Consider the following 24,035-nt stretch of genomic DNA (forward strand, 5'->3'; position numbering starts at 1 on the left):
ATTCAGTTGCGGAGCAGCGCGGAGTTGCGCAAAATGCCCCACGCTCAGGACCAATTATAGACAATAAATACTGCCATAAAAGACAGATACCTGAGAGCCACCGAGAGATAACTATTTGAAACGCCTTAAATTAAACTATCTGCTGATCGGGCTGATCACAGTGCTGCTTGCGCTTGCACTGTGGCCCTCGATCCCCTGGTACGGCGGTTCTACCGACCGTATTGCGCAGATAAAATCGCGGGGAGTGCTGCGCGTCAGCACCATAAATTCCCCGCTGACTTACTACACAGTAAATAAATCACCGGCCGGTATGGACTACGAGCTGGCGAAACGCTTTGCCGATTATTTAGGGGTGAAGCTGCAGGTCACCGTCCGCCCGAACCTGAGCGATCTGTTTGACGATCTCGAAGATGACAAAGCAGACGTGCTGGCGGCCGGTCTAATCTATAACAATGAGCGGCTGGCGCGTTTTCGCACCGGTCCTTCCTACTATTCAGTTTCCCAGCAGCTGGTGTATCGCATCGGTGCGCCGCGCCCGAAAAACCTTGGCGATCTGAAAGGACGCCTGACGGTAGCGTCAGGGTCGGCTTACCTCTCAACGCTGCGCGCGGTGAAGGAGCATCAGTATCCCGATCTTGACTGGGCGATCGCCACCGACCAGACACCCCAGGCGCAGCTGGAAGCGGTGGCCGACGGCAAACTCGACTATACGGTGGGCGACTCGGTCACGATTGCCCTGATGCAGCGTATCCATCCTCAGCTGGCCGTGGCGTTTGATATCACCGATGAGGAGCCGGTCACCTGGTATATGCAGCGCGAAGCGGATGACAGCCTGAACGCCGCCCTGCTCGACTTCTTCAATCAAATGGGCGAGGAAGGCGCGATGGCGCGCCTCGACGAGAAGTATTTAGGTCACGTTGGCACCTTTGATTACGTCGATACCCGCACCTTCCTGCGCGCCATTGATGAGACACTGCCGGATATCCAGCCGCTGTTTGAGAAGTACGCGCAGGAGATAGACTGGAAGCTGCTGGCCGCGATCTCCTACCAGGAGTCGCACTGGAACCCGCAGGCCACCTCACCTACCGGGGTGCGCGGCATGATGATGCTGACGCGTAACACCGCCGACAGCCTGAACGTCACCGATCGTACCGATCCGGAACAGAGTATTCGCGGCGGCAGTGAGTATCTGGTACGCATGATGGAAAAGGTGCCGCCGACCATCCCGGAGGATGAGCGCATCTGGTTCGCACTGGCCGCCTATAACATGGGTTATGCGCATATGCTTGATGCGCGCAAGCTGACGGAGAAGCAGAAAGGCAATCCTGACAGCTGGGCAGATGTGAAGATGCGCTTGCCGATGCTCAGCCAGAAGCGCTATTACAGCCAGACTAACTACGGCTATGCGCGTGGCCACGAAGCCTATGCTTATGTAGAGAATATCCGTAAGTATCAGATAAGCCTGGTAGGATATTTGCAGGATCAGGAGCGTAAGCTGGCACAGCAGGCGGCGATGGAAGCCGAACTGGGCCAGGGTTATCCGGCGGTCGAGCCGAAGATTGCGATGAATTAAATAACGGTTCGGGCATGCCCGGACCCTACGATTCTGAACGTCGCTGCCGCTCGATTTTTTTCTGCGCCCGGCGCTGACGGAAGAAATCACTGAGCAGCGCCGCACACTCTTCGGCCAAAATCCCCTGTTCAATCTTCACCTGATGATTCATGCCCGGGTGGCCCAGTACATCCATCAGTGAACCGGCCGCGCCCGTTTTGGCATCGCGGGCGCCAAACACCAGCCGCCCGACGCGGCCATGCACCATCGCGCCGGCACACATCACGCACGGCTCCAGCGTCACGTACAGCGTGGTATCAATCAGGCGGTAGTTCTCGATCACTTTGCCGCCCTGGCGGATCGCCATGATCTCCGCGTGTGCGGTCGGATCGTGGTGGCCAATCGGCCGATTCCAGCCCTCGCCAATCACCTGCCCGTGGTGAACCAGCACCGCGCCAACCGGCACTTCCCCTTCATCCCAGGCGCGTTGGGCCAGCGTCAGCGCATGGCGCATCCAGAATTCGTCGTTATTGTCGCTCACCTGAGTCTCCGGCAGAAAAAAAGCGCGACATTATATACCAGTTCAGTCCAGTTGCTGTAGCTCACCCGCAGGCGTCACGCGAAAACGATGCTGGCAGAAAAACAGCAGCGGATTGTCCTGCTTGCTGTCGCTGTAGCCGCTCCATAACTGCAGTGGGGTGCCGATCTGCTCTTCCAGCTGCGCCACCTTTTCATGGCCAAGACAGCGCATCGCCAGTACGCGTCCGCCGTGGGCGCGCGCCATCTGGCTGGCGATCAGTTTGACGTGCGGCAGAAATGCCGAATCAAAGTAGACCTGCTCCACCAGCGGCTGCGGGGAGCCGGTGATCAGCCAGACATCGGCATCTTCGCTGCGCAGGTAATCCGTCAGCCGCTGCTGCACCACCGGAAACGCGGTGACGCGCTGGCGAAACCAGCGGGCAAACTGCTGCTCGCGCGCTTGCAGGCGCGCTTCACTGTGGCCGAAGGTGATCGACCACAGCAGCAGGCTCATCGGCCAGCGCGCTGCCCGGCCCTTAATCAGCAACCCGGCACCTATCACCGGCAGCAGCGGCACCACCAGCAGCAGATTAAGCGGCTGGCGCCAGAGCAGCCAGCGCATAAAGGTGCCGAACATATCCTGCTGGTGCAGGGTGCCATCAAGGTCGAAAAATACCACGCGTCGTTGGCGACTGGATGTCAAACCTTACTCCTCAGGATCGTTAAAGCCCATAAACCAGGCAAACAGGAAACCGCATACAGCAGCTGTCAGCCAGCCTGCCAGATACATCATCACTTTTCCAGCCACAATGGTCAGCGCCAGCGGCAAGCCGGAGAGACCAAAGGTGATCAGGGTAGCGACCTTAGCATAGCTGATTACTGCACCGCCCACCGCCCCGCCAAGACAGGCGGCGATAAACGGGCGGCCAAGCGGCAGGGTGACGCCGAAGATCAGCGGCTCCCCCACGCCCAGAATGCCAACCGGCAGCGCCCCTTTCACCAGCTTTTTCAGCCGTGCGTTACGGGTTTTCAGCAGCACCGCCACGGATGCGCCAATTTGCCCGACGCCAGCCATTGCCAAAATGGGCAGCAGCGCGTTAGAACCGTGTGCCTGCACCAGCTCCACGTGGATTGGCACCATCCCCTGGTGCAGCCCGGTGAGCACCAGCGGCAGAAACGTTCCTGCCAGCAGCGCCCCGACCAGCACGCCACCGCGATCGATAGCCAGCGTGGCACCGTGCGCGATGGCATCGGAGATCGTGCCGCCCAACGGTTGCAGTAGCACAATCGCCAGCGTGGCAGTAATCAGTGTCGTCAGCAGCGGATTGAGGATCAGCTCCAGCGACTCCGGCAGGCGCGCGCGCAGCCGTTTTTCAATCCAGCACATCAGCGCGACCACCAGCAGCACCGCGATCACCCCGCCGCGCCCGGGCACCAGCGGTTCCCCAAACAGCGTGATATTTGCCAGCGCCGGGCTGGAGAGTATCCCGGCCATCACGCCGCCCAGCGCGGTCGAGCCGCCAAATACGCGGGCGGTGTTCACGCCGACCAGAATATTCATAATGGTGAAAATCGCGCTGCCGAAGATCGCCGCCAGTCCGAGAAGATTGGGATACTGCGTTGCGATATCGCCGACGATATCCGGGCGCTTAACGATGTTAATCACCCCGGTGATCAGCCCGGAGGCGATAAATGCCGGGATCAGCGGGATAAATACGTTCGCCAGCTGGCGCAGTGCGTCACTGAGCGGAGCATGATATTTCGCCTTAGCCCGCGCTCTGTTTTCACGCACGCTGTCGATCGCCGCAGGGCTCATCAGGCTGCGCATCGCCTCCACCACTTTGGCTGCCGCGCCGGGACCGACGATAAACTGGTGCTGGCTCCCCTGCTTGACGTAGCCTTTTACGCCCTCCAGCTGGCGCAAATCGTTGAGCTGCAGCTGCCCTTCATCGCTGACCTCAACGCGCACCCGCGTCATGCAGTTTTCCAGTTTAATGATATTGGCCGCGCCGCCAATGCCCTGCAGCAGCACCTGCGCCAGCCGGGTAGACTTTTCCATGCCTTATCCTTTCAGTGCCGCACGCAGGAAGCCATGATGCTGTAGCAGGCGCTGTTTAGCCTCAGGGGCTGGGATGTCCGCCAGGATCATCAGAATTGCCGTTTTCACCTCGTGATGAACCTGTTGTAACGCCGCATCGGCCTGCTCGGGCTGGCAGCCGGTGGCCTCACACACCATGCGGCGTGCGCGATCGACCAGCTTGATATTAGTGGCCTGCATATCGACCATCAGGTTTTGATACACCTTGCCGATTTTGACCATCGCACCGGTCGAGATCATATTCAGTACCAGCTTCTGAGCGGTGCCGGATTTCAGCCGTGTGGATCCGGTCAGCGCTTCCGGGCCAACCACCGGGGAGATAGCGATTTCCGCCTCATGGGCAATTGGCGAGTCGGGATTACAGGAGATTGCTGCTGTACGGCAGCCCTGCTGGCGGGCATAGCGCAGCGCGCCGATCACGTAAGGCGTGCGCCCCGATGCTGCCAGCCCGACCACCATATCGTTAGCGGTCAGATCCAGCGCCCGTAAGTCGCTGACGCCGAGCTGTTCATCATCTTCCGCCCCTTCCACCGCTTTCAGCAATGCGCCTGGCCCCCCGGCGATCAGCCCCACCACTACGCCGTGCGGCACGCCAAAGGTTGGCGGGCATTCGGAAGCATCCAGCACGCCAAGCCGGCCGCTGGTGCCAGCGCCCATGTAGATCAGACGTCCACCTGCTGCCAGAGAAGCGGCTGCGGCATCGACGGCAGCGGCCACCTGCGGCAGCGTCAGGCTGACCGCCGTAGCAACGGTGGCATCCTGCTGATTAAACTTGGTGACCATCGCCAGCGTCGACAGATTATCGAGGTCGAGCGTGTCCGGGTTGCGCGTTTCTGAGACCAGTGAGCCAAGGTTCATTATTCCCCCTACTGAATTTTTAATTCTAAAGATAAAAACTATAATGGAATATTTAATTCTTTGCGACGACGCATTTTCCTGTTTTTAATCATCGCGGCAATAAAATGAAACGCTAGACTTAACGCTCTGCCTGTTATCATTGCAGATAATTCAATATGATGGATCTGAATTCGTAAGAGGAAAAGAGATGAGCTCACTGCTGCGTATCCGTCAGCTGTATCCCAGCCTGGCACTGAATGAGCGCCGTCTGGCGGATTTCCTGCTGTCGCAGCCGGACCGTGCGCGCCACCTGAGTTCACAAAAGCTGGCTGACGAGTCAGGGGTGAGCCAGTCAAGCGTGGTGAAATTTGCCCAGAAGCTGGGTTACAAAGGCTTTCCGGCGCTGAAGCTGGCACTGAGCGAGTCGCTGGCTGGCAAAGATGCCATCACCGTGCACAACCACATTCTGAGCGACGATGCGTTAAAGGTGGTCGGTGAGAAGCTGCTTACCGAAAAGCAGTCGGCAATCCGCGCCACGCTGGATATCAACAGCGAGGAGATGCTGCTGGAAACGCTGCGCCTGCTGAAAAATGCCAAGCGCATCGTACTGGTCGGTATTGGGGCTTCCGGCCTGGTGGCGAAAGATTTTTCCTGGAAGCTAATGAAGATTGGCATCAGCGCCGTCGCCGAGCAGGATATGCATGCGCTGCTGGCCAGCGTGCAGGCGCTCAGCCCCGGCGATGTGCTCCTGGCGATCTCCTACACCGGCGAGCGCCGCGAGATCAATCTGGCGGCGCAGGAAGCGCAGCGCATCGGTGCGACCGTGCTGGCCTTCACCGGCTTTACGCCTAACACCCTGCAGCAGTCCGCCAGCCACTGTCTGTACACCGTAGCAGAAGAGCAGACCACGCGCAGCGCGGCAATCTCCTCAACCACTGCCCAGCTGGCGCTGACCGACCTGCTGTTTATGGCGCTGATTCAGCGCGACCCTGAACGCGCCTCCAGCCATATCCGCCACAGTGAAGCGCTGGTGAAAAAACTGGTGTGAACAGTCAGTGCACGTATAATATCCGCATACTTTATCCTGTTAATGACTGAGAGAAGCATGGCGCTGCTGATCACCAAAAAATGTATCAATTGCGATATGTGTGAGCCGGAGTGCCCGAACCAGGCGATTGCGATGGGGGATGAGTTCTACGAAATTGACGGCGAGCGCTGTACCGAATGCATCGGACACTACGACGCCCCTACCTGTCAGCAGGTCTGCCCGATTGATAACACCATTATTGTTGACCCACAGCGCATTGAGAGCAATGAGCAGCTGTGGGACAAGTTTGTAGAACTGCATACGACAGGTTAATTTTCGATAATCACCGTAGCACAGGCATAATGGCGCTCATCGGCCAGCGTGACGTGGACGTGTACCACGCCGAGCTTATTCGCCACTTCCTGCGCGTGCTGGAAAAAGCGCAGGCCGGGTTTGCCCAGCTCATCGTTGTAAACTTCAAACTGATTAAACGCCAGCCCGCCGCGGATCCCGGTGCCGAAGGCTTTCGCCGCCGCTTCTTTTACCGCAAAACGTTTAGCCAGAAAGCGCACCGGCTGCTGATGGGCCTGATACTGCCGCCATTCATTATCACTCAACACCCGCTTCGCCAGCCGATCGCCGGAGCGGGAGATCACCCCTTCAATACGGGCGATCTCCACGATGTCGGTGCCGAGGCCGAGAATAGCCATTAGCGACGCGCTTCCCGCATCAGCTGCTTCATCTCTTTCACTGCGTCAGCCAGCCCGCTGAAGAGCGCCCGGCCAATAATCGCATGGCCGATGTTCAGCTCGTGCATCTCCGGCAGAACCGCAATCGGCTGGACGTTATGGTAGGTGAGGCCGTGGCCCGCATTGACCTTCAGGCCTTGGCCTGCGGCGTAGGTGGCCGCCTCGGCAATACGTGCCAGCTCGGCGTCACGCTCCGGGCCTTCTGCGGCTTCAGCGTAGGCACCGGTGTGGATTTCGATGTAGGGAGCGCCCGCCGCCACGGCGGCGTCAATCTGGCGATGGTCGGCATCAATAAACAGGGAGACCAGAATACCAGCCGCATTAAGGCGCTGTACTGCCGCCGTCACTTTATCCTGCTGGCCGGCAACATCCAGCCCCCCTTCGGTGGTCACTTCTTCACGCTTTTCCGGCACCAGACAGCAGAAATGCGGCACGACCTCGCAGGCGATATCGACCATCTCATCGGTGACGGCCATTTCCAGGTTCATGCGCGTCTGAATGGTCTGACGCAGAATGCGCACATCGCGGTCGGTGATATGACGGCGATCTTCGCGCAGGTGTACGGTAATGCCATCGGCACCGGCCTGTTCGGAGACAAACGCCGCCTGTACCGGGTCGGGATATTGCGTGCCGCGCGCATTACGCACGGTGGCCACGTGATCGATATTAACGCCTAACAACAACTCAGCCATGACAGTCCTCAGATTATCGCGAAGGGTTTTGTCGAGTGTACAACGTTCAGCAGCCTGAAGGGTATGACCTGTGGCTATTCGTCCGCGGCTGGCGCTGCGTCCGCTGGTTTTCTCGGCAAAAACTGACGAAAAAGCTCGGTGCTCTTGAGAGGTTTACCGCCAAGGTAAGGCTTCAGCGCAATGCGCGTGAAGCGTTTGGCGGCGCGCAGGGTATCGGCATCGGGAAATTCACGCTGGTACAGCGCGCGCAGATGGCGTCCGGTAAAGCTGCGGTTATTCACCACCAGGCTGGCGATAAAACCCTTCTCTTCACGATAGCTGTAGGTCATATCATCGGCGACCTCTTCGCCGCTGCCGGCACAGTGCAGGAAATCAACGCCGTAGCCAAGATGGCCGAGCATCGCCAGCTCAAAGCGCCTCAGCGTGGGTTCCGGCGATCCGGTCACGCCTGCCAGCCCCTGAATGCAGTGCAGATAATCAAAAAACAGCTCGCTGAAAGCCGTTTCGTGTTCCAGCACGCGGGAAAGCAGTTCGTTGACGTAGAGACCACAGTAGAGAGTAATACCGGAGAGAGGCAGCGCCAGAGAGACAGGTTCAGCCCCGCGCAGCGTTTTCACTTCGCCGCGACCGCCCCAACGCACCAGCAGCGGGGTGAAAGGCTGTAATGCGCCCTTCAGGCTGGAGCGTTTGGAACGGGCACCTTTGGCCAGTACCCGTACCCTGCCGTGCTGTTCGGAGAACAGGTCAAGCAGCAGGCTGGTTTCGCTCCAGGGGCGTCCATGCAGGACAAACGCGCGTTGCCAGCCTTCCATCAGTTTCAGAGATCGTCGGTATAGCCCAGGCTGCGTAAGGCGCGTTCGTCATCCGCCCAGCCGGACTTCACTTTCACCCACAGCTCGAGGTGAACTTTCGACTCGAACATATCTTCCATATCACGGCGCGCTTCAGTGCCGATCACTTTGATCTTGGCGCCTTTATTACCGATGACCATTTTCTTCTGACCTTCGCGCTCCACGAGGATCAAACCATTAATGGTCAGCCCGCCGCGCTCGTTAGTCACAAACTGTTCGATTTCCACGGTCACCGAGTAGGGCAGTTCCGCGCCGAGGAAACGCATCAGCTTTTCGCGAATGATTTCGGAGGCCATAAAACGCTGCGAACGGTCGGTAATATAATCTTCCGGGAAGTGGTGCTCAGCCTCCGGCAGACGCTTACGCACGATGCTGGCGATGGTATCCACGTTGTCGCCCTTTTCGGCAGAAATGGGCACCACGTCCATAAAGCTCATCTGCTGCCCCAGGAACTGCAGGTGCGGCAGCAGAATGCTTTTGTCCGTGAGGTTGTCAATCTTGTTGATCGCCAGCAGCACCGGCACGCGGCCATCTTTCAGCTTGTTCAGCACCATCTCGTCATCGGCGGTCCATTTGGTGCCTTCAACCACGAAGATCACCATTTCAACATCGCCGATTGAGCTGCTGGCAGCGCGGTTCATCAGGCGGTTGATCGCTCTTTTCTCTTCCATATGCAGGCCGGGGGTATCGACGTAGATCGCCTGATAATCCCCTTCAGTATGGATGCCCATAATACGGTGGCGCGTGGTTTGTGGCTTACGCGAGGTGATGGAAATCTTCTGCCCCAGTAACTGGTTCAGTAGTGTAGATTTACCAACGTTCGGGCGGCCTACAATAGCAATAAAGCCGCAATGGGTAGTTTGTTCGCTCATTCAATTCCCAGCTTAATCAGCGCCTGTTCGGCCGCTGCCTGCTCAGCTTTGCGTCGGCTGGAGCCGGTTCCCACAACCGGTTCTGCCATGCCGCTTACCTGGCAGTGAATAGTAAATTCCTGATCGTGCGCTTCGCCACGCACCTGTACCACCAGATAAGATGGTAACGGCAGATGACGACCCTGCAAGAACTCCTGCAGACGCGTTTTTGGATCCTTTTGTTTATCGCCCGGGCTGATCTGATCGAGACGACTGGCGTACCAGTTGAGGATCAGCTGCTCTACCGTCTGGATATCGCTGTCGAGGAAAACCCCGCCAATCAGCGCTTCCACGGTATCCGCAAGAATCGATTCACGACGGTAGCCGCCGCTTTTCAGTTCACCCGGCCCCAGGCGTAAACATTCGCCCAGGTCAAATTCCCGTGCCATTTCAGCCAGCGTGTTGCCACGCACCAGCGTGGCGCGCATGCGGCTCATGTCGCCTTCATCCACGCGCGGGAAGCGCTGATAAAGGGCGTTAGCAATGACGTAACTCAGAATTGAGTCGCCCAGGAATTCCAGTCGTTCGTTGTGTTTACTGCTGGCGCTGCGGTGAGTGAGCGCCTGCTGTAACAATTCCTGATGGGTAAAAGTGTAGCCCAGCTTTCGTTGAAGCTTGTTAATTACGATGGGGTTCATGCGTTACCAATTTCTGAATGCGTCAATTATGCTGCACACGGAACAGGGCTGAGCCTGTACACCAACACGATCTGTTTCGTGTGCAGTGGCCTGGTATACGACCAGGCCACCCGTAGTTAATGTTGCCCGCAGGCAAACATTAGTGAATACCGCCAATCCTGCTGAGACGAACGCCCGTTGGCCATTCCCCTTCCTGCTTGTCAAAGCTCATCCAGATGGCGGTGGCTTTGCCTACCAGATTACGCTCCGGGACAAAGCCCCAGTAACGGCTATCTGCGCTGTTGTCGCGGTTATCACCCATCATAAAGTACATGCCTTGCGGCACGACCCAGCTCGACTGCGGCTGGCCCGGCTGCTGGTAATATGAACCCGGCTGACTCTGCGCCTGGGTTACCAGCAGAATACGGTGGGTGACATCGCCCAGCGTCTCGTTGCGGGTGGCTAAACGCAGGCCGCCCTGCATCGATTCGCCCTGTGGTACCTGATAGAAACCGTTGCCAACTTCGTTACCGCTGAAGCCGCTAAAGGTCTGAATAAAGTCGCTTGGCTGCACGTCTGAATAGGTCACTGCCAGCGCTTTATCGCACGGCGTGCCGCCATCACAGGCGGGCTGAATTGAGACCGTTTTGCTCAACGGATCGTACACCACGCGGTCACCCGGCAGGCCAACAACGCGCTTAATGTAATCCAGGCTCGGATCTTTCGGGTATTTAAATACCGCGATATCCCCGCGCTTCGGATGGCCAGTTTCGATCAGCGTGGTCTGAGTAATCGGATCTTTAATCCCGTAGGCGTATTTCTCTACCAGGATAAAGTCACCAATCAGCAGCGTTGGCATCATTGAACCGGAAGGGATCTGGAACGGCTCATAGATAAATGAGCGCACCACAAACACCACGAACAGCACCGGGAATACCGATGCCGTGGTTTCCACCCAACCCGGCTGCTTGTCAGCCTTGGTTTCCGCAATGCCTTCGGCCTGCGCCGCCGCGCGTTTGGCGCGACGGGCCGGCGCCCATTTGAACTTATCGATGCACCAGACAATACCGGTGACGAGCGTTGCTATCGCCAAAATCAGGGCGAACATATTAGCCATTCCAGTTCCCTCAAAGCCCGAATTCGGGCTTATTTGCTGTCTTTACCTACGTGCAGAATGGCCAGGAACGCTTCCTGCGGCAACTCAACGTTACCCACCTGCTTCATACGTTTCTTACCGTCTTTCTGTTTCTGCAGCAGCTTTTTCTTACGGCTGACGTCACCGCCATAGCACTTAGCCAGCACGTTTTTACGCAGCTGTTTCACCGTTGAACGGGCAATAATATGGTTGCCAATGGCCGCCTGAATCGCGATGTCGAACTGCTGACGCGGGATCAGGTCTTTCATTTTCTCGACCAGCTCGCGGCCGCGGTACGGCGCGTTGTCGTTGTGGGTGATCAGCGCCAGCGCATCGACGCGCTCGGAGTTAATCAGAACATCGACGCGCACCATGTTGGACGCCTGGAAGCGTTTGAAGTTGTAGTCCAGCGACGCGTAGCCACGGGACGTTGACTTCAGACGGTCGAAGAAGTCGAGTACCACTTCCGCCATCGGGATTTCATAGGTCAGCGCAACCTGGTTTCCGTGGTAAACCATGTTGGTCTGCACGCCGCGCTTCTCGATACAGAGCGTGATGACGTTGCCGAGGAACTCCTGCGGCAGCAGCATGTGACACTCGGCGATGGGCTCGCGCAGCTCTTCAATGTTGTTCAGCGGCGGCAGTTTACCCGGGCTGTCCACATAGATGATCTGGTTGTCGGTGGTCACCACTTCGTAAACCACGGTAGGTGCCGTGGTGATCAGCTCGAGATCGTACTCACGCTCCAGACGTTCCTGGATGATCTCCATGTGCAGCAGACCCAGGAAGCCACAGCGGAAGCCAAAGCCCAGCGCGGTAGAGCTTTCCGGCTCATAGAACAGGGAAGCATCGTTCAGGCTCAGCTTGCCAAGCGCATCACGGAAGGCTTCATAATCGTCAGAGCTGATGGGGAACAGACCGGCGTAAACCTGCGGCTTCACTTTTTTAAAGCCTGGCAATGCTTTGTCAGCGGGGTTACGTGACTGGGTCAGAGTATCCCCGACCGGAGCGCCAAGAATGTCCTTGATAGCACATACCAGCCAGCCTACTTCACCACAGTTCAGCACGTCGGTATCAACGCGCTTCGGCGTGAAGATACCCAGGCGGTCAGCGTTATAAACCTGACCGGTGCTCATCACCTTAATTTTGTCGCCTTTACGCATGGTGCCGTTTTTGATACGCACCAGCGAGACGACGCCAAGGTAGTTGTCGAACCAGGAGTCGATGATCAGCGCCTGCAGCGGGGCTTCCGGGTCACCTTCCGGCGGTGGAATGTCGCGCACCAGGCGCTCGAGCACGTCAGGCACGCCGATACCGGTTTTCGCTGAACAGCGCACCGCATCAGTGGCATCAATGCCGACAATATCTTCAATCTCCTGCGCCACGCGATCCGGATCGGCCGCCGGCAGGTCAATTTTGTTCAGTACAGGTACGACTTCCAGATCCATTTCCATCGCGGTGTAGCAGTTTGCCAGGGTCTGAGCTTCTACGCCCTGCCCGGCATCCACCACCAGCAATGCACCTTCACAGGCCGCCAGCGAGCGCGAAACTTCATAGGAGAAGTCAACGTGTCCCGGAGTGTCGATAAAATTGAGCTGGTAAGTTTTACCATCGGGTGAATGGTAATCGAGCGTCACGCTCTGCGCTTTAATGGTGATGCCGCGCTCACGCTCTAAATCCATGGAATCCAGAACCTGCGCAGCCATTTCGCGTTCGGTTAACCCGCCGCAAATCTGGATCAGACGGTCAGAGAGCGTGGATTTACCGTGGTCGATGTGGGCGATGATAGAAAAGTTTCTTATGTGCTTCATTATTGAGATTTTTCTGCCTTACAAATTCTGGAACTCTCGCGATGCGAAGCAGGAGAGCGTGATATCACAGGCGGACACTGGCCCGAAAGGCAGCATTCTACACTACATATCAAAGGGGTGGAATCTTCGCAGGCAGGCAATAGTGCACGCAAAGGCATATCGACGAGGAAATAAGATTTGAACCAGCGTGGAACGGGGCTGACGGCAGGACAAACCCGCCGCCAGATTCGAGGCCAGTCAGGCATCGGTAGTCACGTGCAGCGCGTCAGGAGGCAGTGCAACGCTGAGGATCACCGGCTGGAAAGAGGCTGAACGGCCCAGAATGCTGGAGATACCTTTTGCAATAATAAAACCGCCCACGCCGCCAAGCAGCGCGCCGCTGGCCGCAGCCAGATCGCTGTGGAACAGCATCTGGAAAACGCCGGCCAGAACGAATAAACCGATAAGCGGCGTCATATAAACAAGGAATGCCGAACTCAGCAGGCTGGTTTCGGCAATGCCTAATTCAATACGCTGGCCCGGCTGCAGCGGCTCGACGCTGGTGATTTTCATCACGTGCGCATTTTTTGGCCCCAGCTTGTTCAGCATATGGCTGCCACACCCCTTGCGGGCAGAGCAGCTGCTGCAGGAAGTTTTCATTTCGGAGTGCAGTGTGGCAATACCATTCTGCCACGAGACCACCGTCGCCCATTCTCTCATCATGGTGTTTTACCCATCGTCACGCTGTCAGCAATACGTTTAGCGGTGGCAGGAGGCAGTTCGCCCACTACCGTAATTTCCGCATTATTACGCACTTCAGTCTGCACCGTACGACGCCCAGTGCGCAACTGCTGTGGCGAACTGCTTTTATCCGCCATCGTCACGTTGATGGAAAAACTGAACAGACCATCGGAGTAGAGCCGGGATTCCACCGGGCGATCAAGCGAAGGTAGCTGGCGGCGGCTCTGGGCGATCTCTTTCATTCCGGCGGGCAGCCAGCCAGCTTTCCAGTTGAAGGTCACCGCACCGCTGGTAGGTACTGAAAGCACCGGCGGCAGCTTAGCGGTTTCCAGGCCCTGCATAATCTTACGTACGCCGTCATCCACCGCGAAGCTGACCACGCGGTACTGTTCCAGCGTCTCGCCGTCGCGGTCCATCAGGTCAACCCGCAGCGGCAGCTTAGTGTCGCTATCCAGCCAGACAATGTAACCGTAGCGCGTACCATCACGCGGCACGATGCGGATCACTTCGCACAGCTGGTCGGCAATGCGCGTGCGGCCAACGGAGACAAAATCATAGGTCGCGGCAAGCTGCTGAAAATCGGCATACACCAGCGCCGGCAGCGAATCAACAATGTGATCCCCGGTCATGGTGAACGGTTCCAGCCCCGCTTCAAAATAGCTGACCTCATTGCCGCGCTGGATAATCTCACGGCGCGGCCCATCCATCTGCAACAGCTGGGCAAAGACTTTGTTGTCGATAACGGTATGACGGTAGCGAAGCGATTCAATGCCCATGCGGGAGACATTGATATAGGCAAGTTCGTAACTGAGAGACTGGCTGGCCTGCTCCATCTGTTGCAATAGTGCCCCGGAAGGCGTTTGCGCGGCCGGGGCGACAGAGGAGTACATCAGGCTGCCAGCCATAAGGCTGACTGCACACCAAAGCTGCTTCATTACTGCGATTGCATTCCTAACGACTGGTTACCTGGAACCTGAGCAGCAGCCTGCTGATCGGGGCTTTGCTCAAACTGCAGCTGTTCAGCATGCAGACGGCGTTGCAGTTCATAGTCCTGCAGCAGCGCGTTCACGCGGCGGCGCTGGTCCTGAACCTGCTGGTTAGCGTTGCTAGTGTTAGTGTTCGCGTTGTCCGCGGGCACACCCAGGCTAACCGGGGAAGCCTGCCCCATCATCGGCAGCGTGTTAAACACCGGGGCGTCGGAAGACTGACCGACCACCGGTTTATTGTACTGCTGCACGCCGACAATCACGGCCAGAGAAACGCAAGCGGCGACGCCGACCTGAGTAATCTGAGCTGCCCACGGGCGCACTTTTGCCCAGAACGGCATCACGGCAGCCTGTTCAGGTTTAGGCTGTGCTTCAACAATCAGAGGAGTGACTTTCTGCGCTGGCTCGTTCTCAATCGCCGCCATGACGCGCGCGGAGATATCAAAATCGAGCAGCTGAGGAACATCACCGCGCAATGTGTCGCGAATCAGGTGATAGCTTTCCCAGTTTTTCTGCAGCACAACGTCTTTAGACAACGCGGAAATGGCTTCATTATCCAGCGTTTCACCGTCCATCAGAGCGGAAAGTTGTTCTTTCTGCATACCTCAATACCCTTCCTGTGTCCGCTATCGCTAGCGTTGGATAAGCGGTTGAATTTTATTATCGATAGCTTCACGGGCGCGGAAAATACGGGAGCGAACAGTCCCTACCGGGCAATCCATGATCACGGCTATCTCTTCATAGCTCAGGCCATCGAGTTCACGCAGGGTGATAGCCATGCGCAAGTCTTCGGGTAACGTCTCGATGGTACGAAAAACGATTTGTCGCAACTCTTCTGACAACATTAAGTTCTCAGGGTTCGATATTTCTTTCAGAGCTCCCGCACTTTCGAAATTTTCTGCATCGATCGCGTCCACATCGGTAGACGGCGGGCGGCGCCCCTGAGCAACCAGGTAATTTTTGGCCGTATTGACGGCAATACGATAGAGCCAGGTATAGAAAGCACTGTCGCCCCGGAAAGATTCCAGCGCACGATAGGCCTTAATAAACGACTCCTGCACTACGTCAGGCACGTCTCCGGAGGGCACATAGCGGGAAACCAGGCTCGCCACTTTATGCTGATAGCGAACTACCAGTAAGTTGAATGACTTCTGGTCTCCTTTCTGTACACGCTCTACGAGAACCTGATCCGTTAACTGCTCGCTCATCCGAGGTAAATTCTCCCCAAATCTGTCTTCACGCGTAATCGCACTTCCAGCAATAACTCAATCTTTTTGAGCAAGCATGCGGTTTGAGTCGTCATCATCAGGAAAGTTCCATTACGCCATTATTTTTGTGTTGCCGCCGGGGGACAGGACAAATCAGCACGCTTTTTTATGCATTCTTACGGATTTGTCGGCCACTGCCTCTCTTTGTTCCTGAAACAGTGACGCTCAGGAGCCCAACAGCCGTCGCAGAGTACCGCAAGGAGCCTCAGTTTTCACCCTATAATCACGACAATAAGTGAACGTTCGTAATATTAAACGCCCTCTTACGCGAATTTTTCAAAAAGATGTCGTATTTGTGACGAGCACTATTTGATTTGGCTCCCACTCTCGAGCGTGGTCGATAAAAAGCCTTTTTGCCTGGTTAATTTGAGTGCTATGCTCAGCAAACAACCTGTTTAGTAAATTAAACACCATGACTCTCTCTTCCGATTATAGCTGTGACGTGTTGATTATTGGCAGCGGCGCAGCGGGCCTTTCGCTGGCGTTACGGCTGGCCGAAAAATATCAGGTCACCGTGCTGAGCAAAGGCCCGGTCAGTGAAGGCTCCACGTTTTATGCTCAGGGCGGTATTGCCGCGGTGTTTGATGAAACTGACAGCATCGAATCACACGTGGAAGACACCCTGATTGCCGGCGGCGGCCTGTGCGAACGTGAGGCCGTCTCCTTTATCGCCAGCAACGCCCGTCACTGCGTGCAGTGGCTGATCGACAACGGCGTGCTGTTTGATAAAGACACCCCGGCCAACCATGAACAGCCCTACCACCTGACGCGTGAAGGCGGCCACAGCCATCGCCGTATCCTGCACAGCGCCGACGCCACCGGCAAAGCCGTGGAAACGACGCTGGTCAGCCAGGCGCTGAGCCATCCGAATATTAAGCTGATTGAACGCAGTAACGCCGTTGACCTGATTGTTTCCGATAAAATCGAGCTACCGGGCGAGCGCCGCGTGGTGGGCGCCTATATCTGGAACCGCAAGCGTGAAGCGGTGGAAACCTGCCGCGCCCGCGCCGTGGTGCTGGCAACCGGCGGCGCGGCGAAAGTCTATCAATACACCACCAACCCGGACGTCGCCTCCGGTGATGGTATCGCGATGGCCTGGCGTGCAGGCTGTCGCGTCGCCAACCTTGAGTTTAATCAGTTCCACCCAACCTGCCTGTTCCACCCGGATGCACGCAACTTTCTGCTGACCGAAGCGCTGCGCGGTGAAGGGGCCGAACTGAAGCGCCCTGACGGCACGCGCTTTATGCCTGACTTCGATCCGCGCGGCGAGCTGGCCCCGCGTGATATCGTGGCGCGGGCGATTGACCATGAGATGAAGCGGCTCGGCGCTGACTGCATGTATCTGGACATCAGCCACCAGCCGCCGGAATTTATCCGCGCCCATTTCCCAACCATTTATGAAAAGCTGCTGACGCTCGGCTTTGACCTGACGAAGCAGCCGATCCCGATTGTGCCTGCGGCGCACTACACCTGCGGCGGCGTGATGGTCGATCAGCAGGGGCGCACCGATCTCAGCGGCCTGTATGCTATTGGCGAGGTCAGCTACACCGGCCTGCACGGTGCTAACCGCCTGGCCTCAAACTCGCTGCTGGAGTGCCTGGTGTATGGCTGGTCAGCCGCCGAGGATATCCATCGTCGCCTGCCGGACCTGCCGATGGTGGCGGGACTACCTGCATGGGATGAAAGCCGGGTCGATGATTCGGACGAGCGCGTGGTGATCCAGCATAACTGGCACGAGCTGCGGCTGTTTATGTGGGACTACGTCGGTATTGTGCGCACCACTAAACGCCTTGAGCGCGCCCTGCGCCGCATCAACACGCTGCAGCAGGAGATTGACGAATATTACGCCAATTTCCGCATCTCCAATAATCTGCTGGAGCTGCGTAACCTGGTTCAGGTCTCCGAACTGATGGTGCGCTGCGCGATGGCGCGCAAGGAGAGCCGCGGACTGCACTACACGCTGGATTACCCGGAAGCGCTGGAAGAAGCGCTGCCGACCATTCTGCAGCCGCAGCTGAACGATTAATTAGCGGAACAGATAGAAATCGCGGGTCAGGCTACAGTGCGCTTCAGAGTACTGCTGGTCAGGCCCGCGAATCGTCATCCGGTCCAGCAGTTGTTCACCGGCTTTCGGGGAGAGCGCCAGCAGCACGCGGTTAGGTGGCCGCGTCTCGTTATCAGACACGTCGGTGCGAAAACGCAGATGCCAGCCGCGCTGCAGCGCCAGCTCCACCAGCTTACTTCCGGCCGCTTCCGGCAGGACCACGCAGAAAAAGCCCTCTTCAGCGATCAGATCCTCAGCACACTTCAGCAATACATCGTGCGTCAGGCTGGCGGTGTAGCGCGCGGATGCCCGCTGCGGGCTGGCGCACTCCGATCCCGGCGCAAAATAGGGAGGATTGCTGACAATCAGCGAATAGCGCTGCAAACAGCGTTCGCTCCAGCTAACAATATCCGCCTGATGCACATGCACTCTGCCGGGCCACGGCGATGCTGCGACATTTTCTTTGGCCTGCCCGGCTGCCGCTTCATCGAGTTCCACCGCATCAATTTCGACGTTCTCAGCGGTTCTCTGCGCCAGCATCAGGGCAATTAAACCACTGCCGCTGCCGATATCCAGCGCACGCGTAACGTTCGCCACCGGCGCCCAGGCGCCCAGCAGCACGCCATCGGTGCCGACCTTCATCGCACAGCGATCGTGAGCAACAAAAAACTGCTTGAAGGTAAATCCGTTGGCGCGAAGAATGGCTTTCTGTTGTGACATTTGACTGACCTGAAAGGGAAACGGCGCTAGCATAGGACAATCCGCGATGAAGGAAAAGTCATTAACTCGACACAAACAGATGAAGATCGCGCTCAATCTGTCTATAATCAGCGCCCCAAACTGAGGTAGACCATGACTGTAACCACTTTTTCCGAACTCGAACTTGACGAGAGCCTACTGCAAGCCCTGCAGGAGAAAGGCTACACGCGCCCTACTGCCATTCAGGCAGAAGCTATTCCGGCAGCACTGGAGGGTCGCGACGTTCTGGGTTCGGCACCAACCGGTACAGGCAAGACTGCGGCCTACCTGCTGCCCGCGCTACAACATTTGCTCGACTTCCCACGTAAGAAGTCCGGCCCGCCGCGCATTTTGATCCTGACCCCGACCCGTGAACTGGCGATGCAGGTTGCAGACCAGGCGCGTGAGATGGCGAAACATACCCACCTTGATATCGCCACCATCACCGGCGGCGTGGCGTTTATGAACCACGCCGAAGTTTTCAGTGAAAACCAGGATATCGTGGTCGCCACCACCGGCCGCCTGCTGCAGTACATCAAAGAAGAAAACTTCGACTGCCGCGCGGTGGAAACGCTGGTGCTGGATGAAGCCGACCGCATGCTGGACATGGGCTTCGCTCAGGATATCGAAACCATCGCCGCCGAGACCCGCTGGCGCAAACAGACGTTGCTGTTCTCCGCCACGCTGGAAGGCGAAGCTATTAAAGACTTCGCAGAACGCATTCTGAACGAGCCGATCGAGATTGAAGCCGATCCGGCACGCCGCGAGCGTAAAAAAATCCAGCAGTGGTACTACCGCGCGGACCATATCAAACATAAAACCGCACTGCTGATCCACCTGATGAAGCAGCCGGAAGTGACCCGTGCCGTGGTGTTCGTGCGCAAGCGCGAGCGTGTGCACGAGCTGTGCGGCTGGCTGCGCGAAGCGGGCATCAACACCAGCTACCTAGAGGGTGAACTGGTGCAGGCCAAGCGTAACGAAGCGATCAAACGCGTGGTTGAAGGCCGCGTTAACGTACTGGTGGCCACCGATATCGCCGCGCGTGGCATCGACATCGACGATGTCAGCCACGTGTTCAACTTCGATATGCCGGTCACCGCAGATACCTACCTGCACCGTATTGGCCGTACCGGCCGTGCAGGTAAAAAAGGCATCGCCATCTCCCTGGTTGAAGCCCACGACAACATGCTGCTGGGACGCATCAGCCGCTACATCAAAGAGCCGTTGAAAGCGCGTACCATTGATGAGCTGCGCCCGACCACCCGCGCGCCAAATGAGAAGCTGAAAGGCAAACCGTCGAAGAAAGTGCTGGAAAAGCGTAAGCAGCAGAAAGAAAAAGAGAAGGCCGAAGAGAAACCGCGCGTGAAAGAGCGCCATCGCGATACCAAAAATATCGGTAAGCGCCGCAAGCCAAGCGCGGCGAAAACTGACAGTGCGTAATAATCACACTGCATAACAAAAAACCGCCTCGAGGGGCGGTTTTTTATTGGCTGATGATGAGCCAAAATGGACCCTAGCGTTTAGGATATCGTCCAGCCAGCAAAAAGTCTCAACCTCAGCAGTCTCTCAGCAAAAACCTGGCCTAAAAACCGCCGATTATCAGTTAAGTAGACAACAAAAGCGCATGGCGCGATATTCGCCATCCGCCTATTTACCGACGCCTGTTAATGCTTAAAGGCTTTCAGTAAAGGTACGCGTAATCACGTCACGCTGCTGTTCTGGCGTCAAAGAGTTAAAACGCACGGCATAACCGGAAACGCGAATGGTCAGCTGCGGATATTTCTCCGGGTGCTTCACCGCCTCTTCCAGCGTTTCACGGCTCAGGACGTTGACGTTCAGATGCTGACCGCCCTCCACGCGCACCTGCGGTTTCACCTCCAGCGGGATTTCACGATATTCGATTTCACCGAGATCGCTGACCGGTACCACCTGATCTTCGCTGTAGCCGGCTTTAGCACAAACGCAGCGTGCTTCCGCTTTGTCGCTGTCCAGCAGCCAGAAAGAGTTCAGCAGGGCATTATTGGTTGCTTGAGTAATTTGAATTCCGGTAATCATGTTGTTGCCTCCCAGGCAATGGGCGCTGAAGAGAAGCTCAGCGCCAGGTTGATGGATAAACCCGTAATTGACTGGGATCTGTATACCAGCCTGTGGATATGGCCTCTTTGATGCAAATCAAGCCATCGCTGGCACACTCGCTGGGTGATTGAGCAACTTTCTGTTTTATATCAATTTTAGCCGGATAATAATTTCTTTAATTCGTGTAAAAATTCAATTATTTTTTAAGTGTCACCCCGTGGGAAAGCGCGCTAAGCTACGCCCTTTGATGACGTTAAGGAGACGGTAATGGTCAATACCATGACCTGGCACGATGTGCTGGCTGAGGAAAAAGAGAAACCTTACTTTAAGGAGACGCTGGCCCGGGTAGCGGCAGAGCGTGCGGCTGGCAAAACCGTCTATCCCCCGCAGAAAGATGTTTTTAACGCTTTTCGCCTCACCGAACTGGGCGCGGTAAAAGTGGTTATTCTGGGTCAGGACCCTTATCACGGCCCCAACCAGGCGCATGGACTGGCCTTTTCCGTACTGCCGGGGGTCGCAGTGCCCCCTTCGCTGGTCAATATGTATAAAGAGCTGGTGACGGATATTCCCGGCTTCCAGCGCCCGAATCACGGCTTCCTTGAAAGTTGGGCACGGCAGGGGGTGATGCTGCTGAACACCGTGCTGACGGTGGAGGCCAGCCAGGCGCATTCGCACGCCAAATTCGGCTGGGAAACCTTTACCGATAACGTTATTGCCGCCATTAACCAGCATCGCGAAGGCGTGGTCTTTCTGCTGTGGGGCTCGCACGCGCAGAGGAAAGGCAGCATTATTGACCGCCAGCGCCATCATGTCCTGCAGGCGCCGCACCCTTCCCCGCTCTCCGCGCATCGCGGCTTTTTTGGCAGCGCGCACTTTTCCAAAACTAATCAGTGGCTGAGCGAGCACGGCGAAACGCCGATTGACTGGACGCCGCAGCTACCGGCTGAATAGCCTGTAAAATCAGGGGGTAGCCGCCCCCTGAAAAATAATTGCCCTGCTGAATTACTTACATTTCCACACGCTTAACTGCGAAGTCCGTCACAATTTCTTATCAAGTTTTCCCCTCTGCTGCCGATGGGTTCGAACTCGAGGAGCATAAAAATGCTCCCTTTCTGGCTCGAACTAACTTAGGGGTAAATTCAATGTCATCGCTAAAGAATATGAGAGTGGGCGTGCGGCTTGGTGCCGCATTTGGCCTGGTGATCCTGCTTTTGATCATCGTCAGCGCTACCGCAATTATCAAGACCAGCAACATTAATCATTCCATCGACAGCATCATCAGCGATCGCTACACCAAAGTCCGCCTGTCGTTTGATGTGCGCGACGGCGTTAATGACCAGATCAAGTTCTTGCGCGGAATGGTGCTGGATGCCGCCAACCCGGGAGCCAATGATAAGCGTTTTACTCAGCTGGAAGCAGCAACCGCCAAAACCGATGCGGCGATTGACAAGATTGCCAAGCTGCAAACCACGCCAGTCGGCATTCAGAAGATCAAGGATGTGAAAGCGGCAGCAGCCCTGTTCGAGCAGGATAAGCGGGATCTGCTGGATCTGGTGCGCGCGCGGGATATCACCAATGCCACCGAAGTGGTGCTGCGTAAAATCACTACCACGCAGAATGCCTTCCTCGATATCGTGGTGGCCTTTGCCGACTCGCAGTCTGGCCAGCTTCAGGCCGAAGGCGTTAAGGCGGTGAAGGATGGCTCAACGGCGATTAAGATCACGCTGATCTTCTCCGCGCTGGCGATGATTGCGGCGGTGCTGCTGGGTTATTTCCTCACCCGCTCTATCGTACGTCCGCTGCGTGAAGCGGTGAAAATTGCCGAAAATGTCGCGGCGGGCGATCTGCGCAGCGCCATTCATGTCACCTCAACGGATGAAACCGGCCAGCTGATGCAGGCACTGAAGAACATGAATGAAAATCTGCTGAAAATTGTCTATGAAGTGCGGTCCGGCACCGACCTGATTGCCAATGCCTCCAGCGAAATTTCGGCGGGCAATATGGACCTCTCCGCCCGTACCGAGCAGCAGGCCAGCTCGCTGGAAGAGACAGCTTCGGCAATGGAACAGATCACCTCAACGGTGAAGCAGAACGCCGACAACGCACGCCAGGCCAACCAGCTGGCCGCCCAGGCTTCACAGGTTGCCTTGCAGAGCGGCGATGCGGTGAAACAGGTGGTCAGCACTATGGAGATGATTAACGGATCGTCGAAAAAAATCGTCGATATCATCAGCGTGATTGACGGCATTGCCTTCCAGACCAATATCCTGGCGCTGAACGCCGCCGTTGAAGCCGCACGCGCGGGCGAGCAGGGGCGCGGTTTTGCCGTGGTTGCCTCAGAAGTACGCAGCCTGGCGCAGCGCTCGGCTTCCGCCGCGAAAGAGATTGCGCAGCTGATTCAGGACTCGGTGAGTAAAGTTGATGAGGGTGGCAAACAGGTGGCGAAAGCAGGTTCCACCATGGATGAAGTGCTCTCCAGCGTGAAAAGCGTGACGCAGATTATTGGCGAAATCTCGATTGCCAGCGCCGAACAGAGCAGCGGTATCGATGAGATCAACATGGCGATCACCCAGATGGACCAGGTGACCCAGCAGAACGCCGCGCTGGTCAACGAGTCAGCCGCGGCAGCGCAGTCGATGCAGGAGCAGGCAGATCAGCTGTCGGTCGCGATCCGCGCATTTAAGGTTAACGAACCTGCTTTCCAGTAAGCGCGCATAAAAATAGCCGCACAAGGCGGCTATTTGGATACTGCAGGAGCGACCGGGGAAAAGGTCGCCCCGTGCAGGCATTAAGCTTTGGCTTTGGCGACGGCAACCATCGCCGGGCGCAGCAGGCGACCGTTCAGGGTATAACCGCGCTGCATCACCATCAGCACGTGGTTTGGTGCGACCTCTTCAGACTCCATCATCGACATCGCCTGATGCACTTCCGGGTTGAACGGCACATTGGTGTCGCCAACCACTTCCACGCCAAACTTACGTACCGCACCCAGCAGTGACTTCATGGTCAGGTCGATGCCTTCAATCATCGAAGCCAGTTCCGGGTTCTCTTTATCGGCCACTTCCAGCGCGCGCTCCAGGCTGTCGATCACTGGCAGCAGCTCGTTGGCGAATTTTTCCAGCGCAAATTTGTGCGCTTTTTCCACATCCAGTTCGGCACGGCGACGGATGTTTTCGATCTCTGCCTGAGCACGCAGCTGCGCATCGCGCACGCCACCCAGAGAATCGGCCAGCTGTGCTTCCAGTTCAGCAATACGCTCATCACGCGGATCCACCACTTCTGCTGTTTCCGCGTCCTGGTTTTGTGCCTGCTCCATCTCGATTTCGTCTGAAACTTGCTCGTTTGGTGTGTTCTGTTCTTTACTACTCATGAATTTCTCCGCGTTTGTGCATATTCATCTCGCT

25 protein-coding genes are annotated in these 24,035 nt (G+C 56.8%); 7 read left to right on the forward strand and 18 right to left on the reverse strand.

The window, feature by feature from the left end; genetic code table 11:
* Nucleotides 1–115 precede the first annotated feature (115 nt).
* Nucleotides 116–1,573, forward strand: coding sequence for a membrane-bound lytic murein transglycosylase MltF (gene mltF / locus ID864_RS09905; RefSeq protein WP_048915152.1), 1,458 nt, complete (start codon nt 116–118; stop codon nt 1,571–1,573).
* A 25-nt stretch (nt 1,574–1,598) separates the two neighbouring features.
* On the opposite strand, the gene tadA is transcribed toward mltF, so the two are convergent.
* From tadA to murQ, 4 genes are read right to left on the reverse strand one after another with little or no spacing between them, the layout of a single operon-like run.
* Complete coding sequence (gene tadA, locus ID864_RS09910) at nt 1,599–2,093, reverse strand: tRNA adenosine(34) deaminase TadA (RefSeq protein ID WP_048915151.1); 495 nt, start codon at nt 2,091–2,093, stop codon at nt 1,599–1,601.
* Between the two features lie 42 nt (nt 2,094–2,135).
* On the reverse strand, nt 2,136–2,774 hold the full coding sequence (gene yfhb / locus ID864_RS09915; RefSeq protein ID WP_048915150.1) for a phosphatidylglycerophosphatase C: 639 nt from the start codon (nt 2,772–2,774) through the stop codon (nt 2,136–2,138).
* Between the two features lie 3 nt (nt 2,775–2,777).
* Nucleotides 2,778–4,130 (reverse strand): PTS transporter subunit EIIC, encoded by a 1,353-nt coding sequence (locus tag ID864_RS09920; protein ID WP_191149782.1) that lies wholly within the window; start codon nt 4,128–4,130, stop codon nt 2,778–2,780.
* A 3-nt stretch (nt 4,131–4,133) separates the two neighbouring features.
* Nucleotides 4,134–5,027 (reverse strand): N-acetylmuramic acid 6-phosphate etherase, encoded by an 894-nt coding sequence (murQ, locus tag ID864_RS09925; RefSeq protein ID WP_099753520.1) that lies wholly within the window; start codon nt 5,025–5,027, stop codon nt 4,134–4,136.
* Nucleotides 5,028–5,214: 187 nt separating this feature from the next.
* Here murQ and ID864_RS09930 point away from each other — a divergent pair, with 187 nt between their 5' ends.
* Entirely contained in the window at nt 5,215–6,054 is an 840-nt protein-coding gene (locus ID864_RS09930; RefSeq protein WP_191149783.1) for a MurR/RpiR family transcriptional regulator, read from the forward strand.
* Nucleotides 6,055–6,111: 57 nt separating this feature from the next.
* Nucleotides 6,112–6,366, forward strand: coding sequence for a YfhL family 4Fe-4S dicluster ferredoxin (locus tag ID864_RS09935; protein WP_048915140.1), 255 nt, complete (start codon nt 6,112–6,114; stop codon nt 6,364–6,366).
* On the opposite strand, the gene acpS is transcribed toward ID864_RS09935, so the two are convergent.
* The 11 genes from acpS to rpoE form a co-directional block, all read right to left on the reverse strand.
* The gene (gene acpS / locus ID864_RS09940; protein ID WP_099753519.1) at nt 6,363–6,743 is read right to left on the reverse strand and encodes a holo-ACP synthase; all 381 of its coding nucleotides are present in this window, start codon (nt 6,741–6,743) and stop codon (nt 6,363–6,365) included. The two genes, ID864_RS09935 and acpS, sit on opposite strands and share 4 nt — an antisense overlap.
* Nucleotides 6,743–7,474: a pyridoxine 5'-phosphate synthase gene (gene pdxJ / locus ID864_RS09945; protein WP_048915138.1), complete on the reverse strand. Its 732-nt coding sequence runs from the start codon at nt 7,472–7,474 to the stop codon at nt 6,743–6,745. The genes acpS and pdxJ overlap by 1 nt, the downstream gene beginning before the upstream one ends.
* Before the next feature lie 74 nt (nt 7,475–7,548).
* On the reverse strand, nt 7,549–8,286 hold the full coding sequence (gene recO, locus ID864_RS09950; RefSeq protein WP_099753518.1) for a DNA repair protein RecO: 738 nt from the start codon (nt 8,284–8,286) through the stop codon (nt 7,549–7,551).
* 5 nt (nt 8,287–8,291) lie between these two features.
* Nucleotides 8,292–9,197, reverse strand: coding sequence for a GTPase Era (gene era / locus ID864_RS09955; protein ID WP_048915136.1), 906 nt, complete (start codon nt 9,195–9,197; stop codon nt 8,292–8,294).
* Entirely contained in the window at nt 9,194–9,874 is a 681-nt protein-coding gene (rnc, locus tag ID864_RS09960) for a ribonuclease III (protein ID WP_048915135.1), read from the reverse strand. The genes era and rnc overlap by 4 nt, the downstream gene beginning before the upstream one ends.
* Before the next feature lie 139 nt (nt 9,875–10,013).
* Nucleotides 10,014–10,970, reverse strand: a complete 957-nt coding sequence (lepB, locus tag ID864_RS09965; RefSeq protein WP_048915134.1) for a signal peptidase I — start codon at nt 10,968–10,970, stop codon at nt 10,014–10,016.
* 29 nt (nt 10,971–10,999) lie between these two features.
* Nucleotides 11,000–12,799 (reverse strand): translation elongation factor 4, encoded by a 1,800-nt coding sequence (lepA, locus tag ID864_RS09970; protein WP_048915133.1) that lies wholly within the window; start codon nt 12,797–12,799, stop codon nt 11,000–11,002.
* 237 nt (nt 12,800–13,036) lie between these two features.
* Nucleotides 13,037–13,501, reverse strand: coding sequence for a SoxR-reducing system protein RseC (gene rseC / locus ID864_RS09975; RefSeq protein WP_048915069.1), 465 nt, complete (start codon nt 13,499–13,501; stop codon nt 13,037–13,039).
* Nucleotides 13,498–14,454 (reverse strand): sigma-E factor regulatory protein RseB, encoded by a 957-nt coding sequence (gene rseB, locus ID864_RS09980; protein WP_048915068.1) that lies wholly within the window; start codon nt 14,452–14,454, stop codon nt 13,498–13,500. The genes rseC and rseB overlap by 4 nt, the downstream gene beginning before the upstream one ends.
* Nucleotides 14,454–15,107 (reverse strand): anti-sigma-E factor RseA, encoded by a 654-nt coding sequence (gene rseA / locus ID864_RS09985; protein WP_048915067.1) that lies wholly within the window; start codon nt 15,105–15,107, stop codon nt 14,454–14,456. The genes rseB and rseA overlap by 1 nt, the downstream gene beginning before the upstream one ends.
* A 30-nt stretch (nt 15,108–15,137) precedes the next feature.
* Nucleotides 15,138–15,713: an RNA polymerase sigma factor RpoE gene (gene rpoE / locus ID864_RS09990; protein WP_048915066.1), complete on the reverse strand. Its 576-nt coding sequence runs from the start codon at nt 15,711–15,713 to the stop codon at nt 15,138–15,140.
* A 472-nt stretch (nt 15,714–16,185) separates the two neighbouring features.
* Here rpoE and nadB point away from each other — a divergent pair, with 472 nt between their 5' ends.
* The gene (nadB, locus tag ID864_RS09995) at nt 16,186–17,799 is read left to right on the forward strand and encodes an L-aspartate oxidase (RefSeq protein ID WP_048915065.1); all 1,614 of its coding nucleotides are present in this window, start codon (nt 16,186–16,188) and stop codon (nt 17,797–17,799) included.
* Here nadB and trmN read toward each other — a convergent pair whose 3' ends face one another.
* Complete coding sequence (gene trmN / locus ID864_RS10000; RefSeq protein WP_048915064.1) at nt 17,800–18,537, reverse strand: tRNA(1)(Val) (adenine(37)-N(6))-methyltransferase TrmN; 738 nt, start codon at nt 18,535–18,537, stop codon at nt 17,800–17,802.
* Between the two features lie 132 nt (nt 18,538–18,669).
* Between trmN and srmB the strand changes: the two genes are divergently transcribed.
* A complete protein-coding gene (srmB, locus tag ID864_RS10005; RefSeq protein ID WP_191149784.1) occupies nt 18,670–19,995 on the forward strand; it encodes an ATP-dependent RNA helicase SrmB in 1,326 nt (441 codons plus the stop codon).
* 231 nt (nt 19,996–20,226) lie between these two features.
* Here the strand turns inward: srmB and grcA are convergent, their stop codons facing one another.
* The gene (grcA, locus tag ID864_RS10010; protein ID WP_048915062.1) at nt 20,227–20,610 is read right to left on the reverse strand and encodes an autonomous glycyl radical cofactor GrcA; all 384 of its coding nucleotides are present in this window, start codon (nt 20,608–20,610) and stop codon (nt 20,227–20,229) included.
* 288 nt (nt 20,611–20,898) lie between these two features.
* On the opposite strand from grcA, the gene ung reads away from it, so the two are divergent.
* Both ung and ID864_RS10020 read left to right on the forward strand, forming a co-directional pair.
* On the forward strand, nt 20,899–21,582 hold the full coding sequence (gene ung, locus ID864_RS10015) for a uracil-DNA glycosylase (RefSeq protein ID WP_191149785.1): 684 nt from the start codon (nt 20,899–20,901) through the stop codon (nt 21,580–21,582).
* 191 nt (nt 21,583–21,773) lie between these two features.
* The gene (locus ID864_RS10020; RefSeq protein WP_048915060.1) at nt 21,774–23,339 is read left to right on the forward strand and encodes a methyl-accepting chemotaxis protein; all 1,566 of its coding nucleotides are present in this window, start codon (nt 21,774–21,776) and stop codon (nt 23,337–23,339) included.
* Between the two features lie 80 nt (nt 23,340–23,419).
* Here ID864_RS10020 and grpE read toward each other — a convergent pair whose 3' ends face one another.
* Complete coding sequence (grpE, locus tag ID864_RS10025; protein WP_048915059.1) at nt 23,420–24,001, reverse strand: nucleotide exchange factor GrpE; 582 nt, start codon at nt 23,999–24,001, stop codon at nt 23,420–23,422.
* Between the last annotated feature and the right edge of the window lie 34 nt (nt 24,002–24,035).

It is taken from the genome of Erwinia aphidicola (genome assembly GCF_014773485.1).
Lineage (GTDB): Bacteria > Pseudomonadota > Gammaproteobacteria > Enterobacterales > Enterobacteriaceae > Erwinia > Erwinia aphidicola.

Bases quoted from the DNA above. Each gene is read 5' to 3' on its own strand.
- rseB (WP_048915068.1), bottom strand. From the start codon at position 14,454: ATGAAGCAGCTTTGGTGTGCAGTCAGCCTTATGGCTGGCAGCCTGATG.
- rseC (WP_048915069.1), bottom strand. From the start codon at position 13,501: ATGATGAGAGAATGGGCGACGGTGGTCTCGTGGCAGAATGGTATTGCC.
- rpoE (WP_048915066.1), bottom strand. From the start codon at position 15,713: ATGAGCGAGCAGTTAACGGATCAGGTTCTCGTAGAGCGTGTACAGAAA.
- recO (WP_099753518.1), bottom strand. From the start codon at position 8,286: ATGGAAGGCTGGCAACGCGCGTTTGTCCTGCATGGACGCCCCTGGAGC.
- acpS (WP_099753519.1), bottom strand. From the start codon at position 6,743: ATGGCTATTCTCGGCCTCGGCACCGACATCGTGGAGATCGCCCGTATT.
- nadB (WP_048915065.1), top strand. From the start codon at position 16,186: ATGACTCTCTCTTCCGATTATAGCTGTGACGTGTTGATTATTGGCAGC.
- grpE (WP_048915059.1), bottom strand. From the start codon at position 24,001: ATGAGTAGTAAAGAACAGAACACACCAAACGAGCAAGTTTCAGACGAA.
- ID864_RS09920 (WP_191149782.1), bottom strand. From the start codon at position 4,130: ATGGAAAAGTCTACCCGGCTGGCGCAGGTGCTGCTGCAGGGCATTGGC.
- lepB (WP_048915134.1), bottom strand. From the start codon at position 10,970: ATGGCTAATATGTTCGCCCTGATTTTGGCGATAGCAACGCTCGTCACC.
- ID864_RS09930 (WP_191149783.1), top strand. From the start codon at position 5,215: ATGAGCTCACTGCTGCGTATCCGTCAGCTGTATCCCAGCCTGGCACTG.
- pdxJ (WP_048915138.1), bottom strand. From the start codon at position 7,474: ATGGCTGAGTTGTTGTTAGGCGTTAATATCGATCACGTGGCCACCGTG.
- era (WP_048915136.1), bottom strand. From the start codon at position 9,197: ATGAGCGAACAAACTACCCATTGCGGCTTTATTGCTATTGTAGGCCGC.
- ID864_RS10020 (WP_048915060.1), top strand. From the start codon at position 21,774: ATGTCATCGCTAAAGAATATGAGAGTGGGCGTGCGGCTTGGTGCCGCA.
- murQ (WP_099753520.1), bottom strand. From the start codon at position 5,027: ATGAACCTTGGCTCACTGGTCTCAGAAACGCGCAACCCGGACACGCTC.
- ID864_RS09935 (WP_048915140.1), top strand. From the start codon at position 6,112: ATGGCGCTGCTGATCACCAAAAAATGTATCAATTGCGATATGTGTGAG.
- rnc (WP_048915135.1), bottom strand. From the start codon at position 9,874: ATGAACCCCATCGTAATTAACAAGCTTCAACGAAAGCTGGGCTACACT.
- grcA (WP_048915062.1), bottom strand. From the start codon at position 20,610: ATGATTACCGGAATTCAAATTACTCAAGCAACCAATAATGCCCTGCTG.
- trmN (WP_048915064.1), bottom strand. From the start codon at position 18,537: ATGTCACAACAGAAAGCCATTCTTCGCGCCAACGGATTTACCTTCAAG.
- lepA (WP_048915133.1), bottom strand. From the start codon at position 12,799: ATGAAGCACATAAGAAACTTTTCTATCATCGCCCACATCGACCACGGT.
- srmB (WP_191149784.1), top strand. From the start codon at position 18,670: ATGACTGTAACCACTTTTTCCGAACTCGAACTTGACGAGAGCCTACTG.
- ung (WP_191149785.1), top strand. From the start codon at position 20,899: ATGGTCAATACCATGACCTGGCACGATGTGCTGGCTGAGGAAAAAGAG.
- rseA (WP_048915067.1), bottom strand. From the start codon at position 15,107: ATGCAGAAAGAACAACTTTCCGCTCTGATGGACGGTGAAACGCTGGAT.